This is a genomic window from Bradyrhizobium sp. USDA 4461 (assembly GCF_054055655.1).
In genome coordinates this window covers 6,973,953-6,983,321 of record NZ_JBSRXM010000001.1, presented here as the reverse complement: position 1 = coordinate 6,983,321, position 9,369 = coordinate 6,973,953, and the positions used below count along the sequence as shown (strand labels likewise).

Here is a 9,369-nt window from a genome sequence, read left to right as displayed (position 1 = left end):
ATTTGAAGAACATGTCATAGGAGCGGTCATTTGACGGCGCCATTGCTGGTGCCGAGAGTCTTTCGTTTTGACGATGTTGATGCATTCCGGAGTTCGATCCGAAATCTGGATGTTGATTTCACGCCACTCGTGCGGAAGATTTCGGCCGAGCAGGTCATCCTGAGCTTGCCGGGATGCGAGCTCAATTACACCCAGTCCTTTCCACGGATCGTCGACGCACAGCTTGGGCCGCACACCACCGCTGTCGGCTTCACGATGGACGATGGCGTTCCGATGCGCTTCAACGGCGTCGAGCGTGATCGTGCGGTGATCGTAGTCGGCGGCGGCGGCGCGTTCTATACATCGGTGGAGCAGACGGCGCGCCAATATGCCTCGGTGATGTTCACGCCCGAGATCGTCGACCGCGGTTGGCCGAACCCCGGTCTCCATTTCAGCATCCACGAGATTTCTCAGCGCGCGCAGGACCGGCTGCGCGAGGTGGTCAGGCAGGTCCTGCTCGTCACGTCGGAACAGGTTGCGATCGCGGAATTCGCTTCGGGGGCCTCGATCAAGGAGACGCTGCTCGCCGCGATCGACGACGCGTTCGCCGAGATCGTGCCGGCCAGATGGGCGACGCGCGCCAACACGACGCGCCAGTTCAAGGTGTTCAACGACGCGCGCGCCATTCTGGCCGGCGATGTCGCCCATCCGATCTACAGCGGCGAGCTCGCCAAGCAGATCGGCGTGTCGGTGCGCACGCTGCACGACGCCATCCAGCGCTACCGGGGCATCAGCCTGCATCGCTATCTGCGGCTGCGCCGGCTCTGGCTGGTACGCAAGCAACTGCTCGCCGGGGCGCCCAGCGTTAAGGCCTGTGCGCTTGCCTACGGCTTCTGGCACCTCAGCGATTTCTCGCGGAGCTACCGGTCACATTTCGGGGAAGCACCGTCGGAGACGCTGGCGGCCGCCCGGGTGCGCGCCGATCCGTCATCGGACAGACACGAATCGTAACAATCCATCTGAACGGAATCTTAACGCGGGCCGGGGAATCTGTCGGTACGATTCCACCAGAGGCGGCCCTGATGCACCCCCGGCGATTTGCGCGTGTTCGACCGTCGGGTTGCGTCTCCAGTGTGGTCAAGCTCCAGCTGGACCCGAAGACGCCGCTGATCGAATGCCGGCTGGTGGACTATTCCGCCGGAGGGGCCTGCCTGGAGTTTTCCAAGCCGATCCAGCTGCCCGAACGCTTCGAAATGCTTCACGGCAACACCAGGAAGCGCTGCCGGCGGGTCTGGAGCAGGGGCGTGCGGGTCGGGGTCTCGTTCTGAGCGCCGAAGGGACGGTCGCTCGCCACCGCCAACAGCCGTTCGGGCCGCGCGCCGCGCGACCCGATGGTCTGTCCCGATTGAAATGAGCGAATGAGCGCCGGCGAGGGGGCTCAGGCGCCGCTCTGGCACTTCTTCATGAATGAGGTCTTGGCCGCGCCGGCGAGCTTCTTGCCGTCGGAGCCGACTGCCTTGGTCTCGCAGGCGTCCATCGTGCACTTCTTCATGAACGAGGTCTTGGCCGCGCCGGCCAGCGGCTTGCCGTCCTTGCCGACCGCCTTCGTCTCGCAGGAGGCGTCCTGAGCAAATGCCGAACCGGCGGCAAAGGTCGCGATCACGGCCGCCAAGAAAATCCGCTTCATCTGGGTTCTCCCTAAACCAAACCAGTGGCCGGATTGGATATCGGATTCTTGGCCCGATCAAGTTCCCACAGCCGATTTTGTCTATAAAATACCCGGTTAGCTGCGGGAAAATTCCGTGCGCACGGAACAAACGGGGGAAACGCGGAATGGAATTCGAGACGCTGGTACAGACACGCAAAAGCGTGCGCGGGTTCAAGAAGCAGCCGGTGTCCCGGGCGACCGTCGAGGAGATCATCGAGGTGGCCAAGCGCGCGCCGTCCTCGATGAACACCCAGCCTTGGCACGTCCACGTCCTGACCGGGGCGCCGCTGGAGGAAGTGCGCCGCCGCAACATGGAGGAGATGATCGCCGGCGCCAAGGCCAAGCGCGACATCGTCAGCCATGGCGAGTACCAGGGCGTGCACCGCGGCCGCCAGGTCGACATCGCCAAGAAGCTGTTCGGCGCCATGGGGATCGCCCGCGACGACAAGCCGATGCGGCAGGACTGGGTGCTGCGCGGCTTCCGCCAGTTCGACGCCCCGGTCTCGCTGGTGCTGACCTATGACCGCATCCTCGATCCCGGCGCGGTCTGCCATTTCGACCTCGGCGCGCTCTGCTACGGCATCGTGCTGGCCGCCTGGGATCGCGGCCTCGGCAGCGTGATCAATGGCCAGGGTATCATGCGCTCCGACATCGTGCGCGAGGTCGCCAGCATCCCCGAAGACCAGGTGATCATGACCTGCGTCGCGATGGGCTATCCCGACGACAGCTTTGCCGCCAATGCGGTGCGCTCCGACCGCGAGGCCAATAGCGACTTTGTCAGCTACGTCGGGTTTGCCGAATAAAGTTAGGTCAGGGCGAGGCGCCGCGTTCGTGCGGCGATCGCCGGTCGTTTGCTGGCTGCCAAAAACCTCATGCTGGCGATCGATTGCTCGACGCGCCATCTCGTCCGGTGCGATTCAGTACGCGCTGACCGCGCCGCGGGATATTGAATTCCGCGCGGTGAAACCATCGCGCGAGCGTGAGCGCGAGCGTGCGTTTCCGCTATTCCCGCCGAGAAGAAATGCGCTACTGGTTTTCTGAAACATAATAGCGCAGGCGAGGAATCTCCGATGAGCGATGACGAACAGACAGCCATGATCCGCGAGACCGTCGCGCGATTCGTGGATCGCGAACTGATCCCGCTCGAGCCGCAATATCTGAAATCGAAACTACCCGGCAGCGATCATCCCGAACTCACGCCGGAACAGCGCAAGCGGCTGCGCGACGTCTCCAAGGAGCTCGGCCTCTGGGGCCTCGATGCGCCCGAGGATCTCGGCGGCCACGATCTACCGACGCGGACGATGGCTGCGGTGCATGAGGAACTCGGCCGCAGCTGCGTGCCGTTCGTGCTGCCGCCGGACTCGCCGAACCTGCGCATGCTGCAGGCGGTCGGCACCGACGCGCAGAAGAAGAAATACCTGCAGCCCTATATCGAGGGCCGGATGGCCTCGGCGATCGCGATCTCCGAGCCCGGCGCCGGCGGCGATCCCGCAGGAATGAAGACGCGCGCGGTGCTCGAGGGCGACCAGTGGGTCTTGAACGGCCGCAAGATCTGGATCAGCAATGCGCGCGCCGCCGACTTCATCATCGTGATGGCGCGGGTCGGCAACGATCAGCGCCAGGGCGGCATCACCTCCTTCATCGTCGAGAAGGGTACCGCGGGCTTCATCATCGAGCGCGAGATCCCGATGGTCGGCGGCGGCTCGACCTATGAGATCGTGTTCGAGGACTGCCGCATCCCGAAGGACTCGGTGCTGGGCGAGGTCGGCAAGGGCTACGCGCCGATGCAGCTGCGGCTGCGCACGCGGCGGCTCGAGATGGGATCAACCTGCGTCGGCATCACCAAGCGCGCGCTCGACATGATGTGCGAGCACGCCAAGCAGCGCGAGACCTTCGGCGTCAAGCTTGCCGAGCGCCAGGCGATCCAGTGGTGGATCGCCGATATCTCGACGCGGATGCATGCCTGCCGTCTGATGGTGCGCGAGGCCGCCGACAAGACCGATCGCGGCGAGGACATCCGCCACGAGGCCTCGATGATCAAGGTGTTCGCGACCGAGATGGCCTATGATGCTTGCGACCACGCCATGCAGACGCTCGGCGCGCTCGGCGTCACGCTGGAATTGCCGCTCAACGCGCTGTGGCAGAAGGCCCGCCTGATGCGGGTGTACGAAGGCCCGAGCGAGGTCCATCGCCAGGCGATCGCCCGCCGCGTGCTCGGCCTGCGCGGGGGGTAGTAGGGCGCGAGGCTCTCGACGTCCTTGCGAGGAGCGACAGCGACGAAGCAATCCATGCCTCCACTTGCGGCACAATGGATTGCTTCGCTGCGCTCGCGATGACGTGGACAGAGCCGTGGTCGTTCCGCGATCGTGGCGTGCCGTCGGCTACGCCGCCCGCACGTCCGACAGGAAGCGGTTGACCTGGCCGGCGAGGTCTTTCGATTGCGACGAGAGCTGCTCGGCCGCGCCCAGCACCTGGGTTGCGGCGGCGCCGGTGTCGTCGGCGGCGCGCTGCACGCCGGAGATGTTGGAATTGACCTCCTGGGTGCCGCGCGCGGCTTCCTGGACGCTGCGCGAGATTTCCCTTGTCGCCGAGCCCTGTTCCTCGATCGCCGCCGCGATCGCGGTGCCGATCTGGTCGATCTCGGTGATGACGTCGACGACGCTGCGGATGGCGGTGACGGTCTCGTCGCTGGCGGTCTGGATCGCGGTGATCTGCTCGGAAATCTCCGTGGTCGCCTTCGCGGTCTGGCCGGCGAGCGACTTCACCTCCGAGGCGACCACGGCAAAGCCACGGCCGGCCTCGCCGGCGCGGGCCGCCTCAATGGTGGCGTTGAGCGCGAGCAGATTGGTCTGTGCCGCGATGCTCTGGATCAGCGTCACGACGTCGCCGATCTTCTGGGCACCTTCGGCCAGCGAGCGCGCGGTGTCGCCGGTCCGGCGGGCATGGTCGACCGCGCGTGCGGCGATCTCGGTCGAGGTCGCGACCTGGCGGGCGATCTCGGAGATCGACGAGGTCAGTTCCTCGGTCGCGCTCGCGACCGTCTGGACGTTGGTCGAGGTCTGATCGGAGGCCGCGGCGACGACCGCGGCCTGGCGGTTGGTGGCGGCCGCAGTGGCCGACATCGATTGCGCGGTATCCTCCATGACCGAGGACGCCGCCGACAATCCGCCGACCAGCTCGGTGACCTTGGCCTCGAAGGCGCGGGTCAGGTCGTCGAGCACGCGGGCGCGGCGCATCTTGACGTCGTTCTCGGCTTCCTTCTCGGTCGCGAGGCGATCGGCTTCGATCCTGTTGTCCTTGAACACCTGCACGGCGGCGGCCATCGCGCCGATTTCGTCATTGCGCGCGGCGCCCGGGATCGCCTCGGCGACGTCGCCGGCGGCAAGCCGCGACATCCGGCCGGTGAGGGCGGCGATCGGGTTGAGGATGCGGCGGCGGACCATCACGATGAGGCCGGCGCTGGCGGCAATGACCGCGAGCAGCCCGATCAGCGCAATCACGAAGCTGACGCGCGCCGACGAATAGGCGCTCGCGAGCCCTTGCTCGGCATTCTCGTAGAACGCCTCGCGCACGGTGATGATGGCGGCGAGGCCGATCTGCGATTCGGGATAGTAGGTGTCGAGATCCAGCTCGTATTTGCCGGTCACGGCGCCTTCCTTGGCGAGCTTCAGCGCCTTGCCGAACCGCTCGACATAATCGGCCTGCATCTTGCCGAGCGCCGTCATGACGTTCGCGGGTGTTGCGGGATTGTTGCGCAGCTCCTGCAAGGTCGAGAGGATCTGCTCGGTGCGGCCGGTCGAGCGATAGAGCTCGAGCTTCTCCGGCTCAGTCGCGACACGTTTGGCGCCGACCAGCGCCTTGTGCAGGCTGGCATTGAGGCCGCCGATGTCGCGCAGCGTCCAGGCGACGTTGGCGTAGTTGGCCTGGCGATAGGCATTGCCGTCGAGGCCGGCGAGCCGGCGCACCTGCTCGTCGAGCAGCGTGGTGACGCCGGCGTTGAACACGGAATTGTCGGCGACGATCTTGCCGGCGGCGGCGCGGCGGGCATCGACCGGACCGGCGATGGCAGCCGCGATGGCGTCGCGCAGCCCGGTGAATTTCGTCTTCAGCGCGTCGATCTGGCTCGCGACGGCCTCGCCGTCGTCGAGCGATCCCGGCAGTGTGGCGCGCACCTGGTTGACCTTGGCAAGCGCGCCGTCGGTCAGCTGACGCTGACGGTCGAGCTCGGCGATCTGCTTCGGATCGATCGTGCCGGCTGCGAGCAGCAGGTTGGTGGCGTAGCCACGCTCGGGGTTCATGTAGCGCGGGATGTCGCCAACCGCGCGGACGATGTCGAGCCGGCTCTGTGCGGTCGAGACCTTGTCCATGATCTGGTACTTGGTGACAGCGACATAAGCCGCGAGCCCGCCGCCGACCGCGGACAATGAGACGATCGCGGTCGTCAGGAGAGTACCGATTTTCATGGGATGCGCGCCATTCTGGACGAGAGGAGAGACCTCAACCGTACCGGGTGCGCATTAAGCTTGGGTTTATGATGCGGGTCCGCGGCGGTCCCGATCATTCGAAAGTCGAAGGCGCCGCACCGCCCGGCCGACACTGGCGGCAAGGCGGTGTAAGCGCGGGCGAGGCGCGACGATCAGTGCTCGTCGTCGTCAGCGCCCTTGGTCGCGGCGCGGTGCTGCGTCGCGCCATTGGAGCCCGCTTCGCCGCAGGGCAGCTGGTTCCAGGTGCCGTCGGCGGCCTGCTGATAAGCCTGGCAGCCGGCCGGCGTGGCGGCGGTGGATTTCTCGTCGGCTTTCTGCCGCTCGGCACTCTTTGCCAGCGCTGGCGTGGCCATGGCAGCGATGGCTGCGAGCGAGCTTGCGAAAACCAGGTTTGCGATCCGCATGTCGGGTTCTCCTTCTCGAAGCGAGATCATATCCAGAAAAGGAATCTGGCGATTTTGGGCCGTGGCGCGGCGCCTGCGACCAATTGCTTAATGGCAGGAGAACGAGCCGGAGCGGCGGTTAACGTTTGCGCGGCACGCCGCGGGACGGCTGTCGCAGTGCCGTGCTAGGATCGGCGCATCATGACGCACCGCATTCTCGTTCTCTACGGCTCCTACCGCTCGGATCGCATGGGCATCCGGCTCGCGCATTTCGTCATCGACGGCCTGCGTGCCCGCGGCGACGATGTCGAGTTGATCGACGCCAGGGAGGTCGGCCTGCCGATGCTCGACCGGATGTACAAGGAGCATCCCAAAGGGCAGGCGCCGGCCGCGCTCGAAACACTCGCGGGCAAGATCCGCGACGCTGACGGCTTCCTGTTCGTCACCGGCGAGTACAATTGGGGCATCCAGCCCGGGCTGAAGAACCTGACCGATCATTTCCTCGAGGAATGGTTCTGGCGTCCGGCCGCGATCGCAAGCTACTCGGCCGGGCGGTTCGCCGGTGCGCGCGCCGCGACCGCCTGGCACGGCACGCTGTCGGAGATGGGCATGGTGGTGGTGTCGAGCACGATCAGCGCGGGGCCGATCGCGCAGACCCTGTCGGCCGAAGGCAAGCCGATCGGCGAGGGCGGCAAGTCGCTCGAACGCGCCTTCCCACGCTTTGCCGACGATTTTTCCTGGTGGATCGAAGCCGCCAAGGCGCAGCGGGCGCGCAAGGCGCCGCCGTACTGAAGCAAATCCTCGGAGGGGATCATGAGCCTGTTCACATCGCCCTTCGATTCCGCGCGCGAGGCGGCCCTGGTGACCGGCGCCGGCAACGGTATCGGCCGCGCCATCGCGCAGGCGCTGGTGGGCGAGGGCGTGCGCACCGTGTTTGCCGATCTACACGAGGACAGGGTGTCAGCCGCAATCAAGACGGCGCCGCGTCCCGAGCTCGCAGTGCCCTGGGTCGGCGATCTCGCGCAGCGTGCGGCATGCGACGCCTTGCTGAAACATGCGCAAGCTGCACTCGGGCAGGTGACGCATTTCGTTCACAGCGCCTCGCCGCCACGCCGCGAAGCCGATCATGCGATGGCGGTCGATGACGAGACCTGGCGACAGATGCACGCGGTCAACCTCGATGCCGGCTTTCACCTGTCGCGCGAGCTGGCGAGCAAGCTGATCGCGGCGAAGACGCCGGGCTCGTTCCTGCTGCTCACCTCGCTGCATGCGGGCACGCCGCGCAACCTGCCGCATTACTCGACGGCGAAGGCCGGCATGGCGATGCTGGTGAAGGAGCTTGCCAAGAGCTGGGGCCGCTATGGCATCCGCGTCAATGCGCTGGTGCCTGGCGCGATCGCGGCCGGCGGCTTCGTTGCCGATCCCGCGCTGGCAAGGCACATTCCGCTCGGCCGGCTAGGTCAGGCGAACGATCTCGCGCCGATGGCGCTCGCCGTGCTCTCGCACAAGCTCTCCGGCTACGTCACCGGCGCATCGATCGTGATCGACGGCGGCTTGTCGCTGACCAACTGGTTCGCGCCGCCGGAGCTCGATTGAGAATTGAAGTCTGCTACTTCGTCCTGATGTAGCCCGCGAGCCGCGACTTCTGGTCCTGGCACCATGTCGTCATGCTGCCGGCGCGGCGTTGGTCGAGGTCGGTGGACTGTGTTGCGATCGCGACTTCGGTCATCAGATCGTCGGCTTGCTTCTCGCCCATCTTGCCGCCGGTGTGCATGAAGGCGATCGCCTTGCGCACCTGCTCGGTGGTGCCGTCGGGCAGGTGCATGTCCTGCGCGCGCTGCACGAGATCCTGATAGACCAGGTCGGTGCCGGGGCATTCGACCTTGGCGGCAAAAGCCTGCAGCACCATCGTGACATAGGCTGCGCGCGGATCGGCGTGGGCCGGTGTCGCCGCGACAATCAGGCCGCCGATCAGCAAAGCGTAACGCATCGAATTCCTCCCGATGTTTTAGACATTTTGTCGCAAGGCTAGCGTCCGCGGGAACCGACTGCAACCGCCAGGACACACCTGCCGAAGGAACCGATCAAACAGCCGTGTTCCAGCCGGCGCTGCCACGATTTCAGCACGATTTCGGCAGCAAGTGCCACAAGTTGACGCAGGGGAGAATGATCGTGTCGAAATTGGGGCTTGCTGCGGTGCTGGTAGGGTCACTTGCGCTTGGCGGCTGCATGCAGGCGACGCTGTCGCCGGTGACGGATGCCGCGATGACGCCGCGTGATCGGCAATTGCTGGCGCATCCGCCCTATGCGGAGGCCAAGATTCCGGATCAGTTCCAGCGCCACATTGTCGATTACACGCGGAAGGAGCAGCCAGGTTCAATCCTGGTCGATACCGACGCGCGCTACCTCTATTACGTACTGCCGGGCGGCAAGGCGATCCGCTATGGCGTCGCCGTCGGCGAGGAGGCGATGGCCTTCTCCGGCGTCGCTACGGTCGGCCGCATGGCGGAGTGGCCCGATTGGGTTCCGACCCAGGACATCCAGGAGCGGCTCGGACCGTATCCGAAGCGGGTCGCCGGGGGACCGGCCAATCCGCTCGGAGCCCGGGGCATCTATCTCTACCAGGGCAACAAGGACACGCTGTACCGCATCCACGGCACCAACCAGCCCGAATATATCGGACAGGCGATCTCCTCGGGCTGCATCCGCATGAACAACGCCGACGTGATCGACCTCTACCAGCACGTCAAGCCGGGCGCGACCGTGGTCGTGCTGCCGCCGGGACAGAGCGCGTAAGGCCGCCAGAACGTAGGGC

General features: G+C 65.8%; 11 protein-coding genes. 7 read left to right on the top strand and 4 right to left on the bottom strand.

Going from position 1 to position 9,369, the window contains the following annotated elements:
- Positions 1-30: 30 nt before the first annotated feature.
- Both ACVINW_RS32895 and ACVINW_RS32890 read left to right on the top strand, forming a co-directional pair.
- Positions 31-990, top strand: coding sequence for a helix-turn-helix domain-containing protein (locus ACVINW_RS32895; RefSeq protein ID WP_456755107.1), 960 nt, complete (start codon positions 31-33; stop codon positions 988-990).
- Between the two features lie 71 nt (positions 991-1,061).
- The gene (locus ACVINW_RS32890; protein ID WP_456755106.1) at positions 1,062-1,307 is read left to right on the top strand and encodes a PilZ domain-containing protein; all 246 of its coding nucleotides are present in this window, start codon (positions 1,062-1,064) and stop codon (positions 1,305-1,307) included.
- Positions 1,308-1,417: 110 nt separating this feature from the next.
- On the opposite strand, the gene ACVINW_RS32885 is transcribed toward ACVINW_RS32890, so the two are convergent.
- Entirely contained in the window at positions 1,418-1,666 is a 249-nt protein-coding gene (locus ACVINW_RS32885) for a hypothetical protein (protein WP_074126695.1), read from the bottom strand.
- Positions 1,667-1,812: 146 nt separating this feature from the next.
- Here ACVINW_RS32885 and ACVINW_RS32880 point away from each other — a divergent pair, with 146 nt between their 5' ends.
- Both ACVINW_RS32880 and ACVINW_RS32875 read left to right on the top strand, forming a co-directional pair.
- Positions 1,813-2,490, top strand: coding sequence for a nitroreductase (locus ACVINW_RS32880; RefSeq protein WP_456755105.1), 678 nt, complete (start codon positions 1,813-1,815; stop codon positions 2,488-2,490).
- Positions 2,491-2,757: 267 nt separating this feature from the next.
- Positions 2,758-3,921 carry an acyl-CoA dehydrogenase family protein gene (locus tag ACVINW_RS32875; protein ID WP_456755104.1) on the top strand — a complete coding sequence of 388 codons (1,164 nt, stop codon included), beginning with the start codon at positions 2,758-2,760 and terminating at the stop codon, positions 3,919-3,921.
- A gap of 147 nt (positions 3,922-4,068) precedes the next feature.
- Here ACVINW_RS32875 and ACVINW_RS32870 read toward each other — a convergent pair whose 3' ends face one another.
- Both ACVINW_RS32870 and ACVINW_RS32865 read right to left on the bottom strand, forming a co-directional pair.
- On the bottom strand, positions 4,069-6,150 hold the full coding sequence (locus ACVINW_RS32870; RefSeq protein ID WP_456755103.1) for a methyl-accepting chemotaxis protein: 2,082 nt from the start codon (positions 6,148-6,150) through the stop codon (positions 4,069-4,071).
- A 173-nt stretch (positions 6,151-6,323) separates the two neighbouring features.
- Positions 6,324-6,575 carry a hypothetical protein gene (locus tag ACVINW_RS32865; protein WP_456755102.1) on the bottom strand — a complete coding sequence of 84 codons (252 nt, stop codon included), beginning with the start codon at positions 6,573-6,575 and terminating at the stop codon, positions 6,324-6,326.
- Between the two features lie 180 nt (positions 6,576-6,755).
- Between ACVINW_RS32865 and ACVINW_RS32860 the strand changes: the two genes are divergently transcribed.
- Both ACVINW_RS32860 and ACVINW_RS32855 read left to right on the top strand, forming a co-directional pair.
- The gene (locus tag ACVINW_RS32860) at positions 6,756-7,346 is read left to right on the top strand and encodes an NADPH-dependent FMN reductase (RefSeq protein WP_456755101.1); all 591 of its coding nucleotides are present in this window, start codon (positions 6,756-6,758) and stop codon (positions 7,344-7,346) included.
- A 21-nt stretch (positions 7,347-7,367) separates the two neighbouring features.
- Positions 7,368-8,150 carry an SDR family NAD(P)-dependent oxidoreductase gene (locus ACVINW_RS32855; RefSeq protein ID WP_456755100.1) on the top strand — a complete coding sequence of 261 codons (783 nt, stop codon included), beginning with the start codon at positions 7,368-7,370 and terminating at the stop codon, positions 8,148-8,150.
- A 13-nt stretch (positions 8,151-8,163) separates the two neighbouring features.
- On the opposite strand, the gene ACVINW_RS32850 is transcribed toward ACVINW_RS32855, so the two are convergent.
- Positions 8,164-8,544, bottom strand: coding sequence for a hypothetical protein (locus ACVINW_RS32850; protein ID WP_097675394.1), 381 nt, complete (start codon positions 8,542-8,544; stop codon positions 8,164-8,166).
- A gap of 176 nt (positions 8,545-8,720) precedes the next feature.
- Between ACVINW_RS32850 and ACVINW_RS32845 the strand changes: the two genes are divergently transcribed.
- A complete protein-coding gene (locus ACVINW_RS32845; protein ID WP_456755099.1) occupies positions 8,721-9,350 on the top strand; it encodes a L,D-transpeptidase in 630 nt (209 codons plus the stop codon).
- The last annotated feature ends 19 nt before the right edge of the window (positions 9,351-9,369 follow it).

Excerpts from the sequence above, each read along its gene's own strand:
- ACVINW_RS32855 (WP_456755100.1), top strand. The coding sequence starts at position 7,368 with ATGAGCCTGTTCACATCGCCCTTCGATTCCGCGCGCGAGGCGGCCCTG.
- ACVINW_RS32870 (WP_456755103.1), bottom strand. The coding sequence starts at position 6,150 with ATGAAAATCGGTACTCTCCTGACGACCGCGATCGTCTCATTGTCCGCG.
- ACVINW_RS32850 (WP_097675394.1), bottom strand. The coding sequence starts at position 8,544 with ATGCGTTACGCTTTGCTGATCGGCGGCCTGATTGTCGCGGCGACACCG.
- ACVINW_RS32845 (WP_456755099.1), top strand. The coding sequence starts at position 8,721 with ATGATCGTGTCGAAATTGGGGCTTGCTGCGGTGCTGGTAGGGTCACTT.
- ACVINW_RS32890 (WP_456755106.1), top strand. The coding sequence starts at position 1,062 with ATGCACCCCCGGCGATTTGCGCGTGTTCGACCGTCGGGTTGCGTCTCC.
- ACVINW_RS32860 (WP_456755101.1), top strand. The coding sequence starts at position 6,756 with ATGACGCACCGCATTCTCGTTCTCTACGGCTCCTACCGCTCGGATCGC.
- ACVINW_RS32880 (WP_456755105.1), top strand. The coding sequence starts at position 1,813 with ATGGAATTCGAGACGCTGGTACAGACACGCAAAAGCGTGCGCGGGTTC.
- ACVINW_RS32885 (WP_074126695.1), bottom strand. The coding sequence starts at position 1,666 with ATGAAGCGGATTTTCTTGGCGGCCGTGATCGCGACCTTTGCCGCCGGT.
- ACVINW_RS32875 (WP_456755104.1), top strand. The coding sequence starts at position 2,758 with ATGAGCGATGACGAACAGACAGCCATGATCCGCGAGACCGTCGCGCGA.
- ACVINW_RS32865 (WP_456755102.1), bottom strand. The coding sequence starts at position 6,575 with ATGCGGATCGCAAACCTGGTTTTCGCAAGCTCGCTCGCAGCCATCGCT.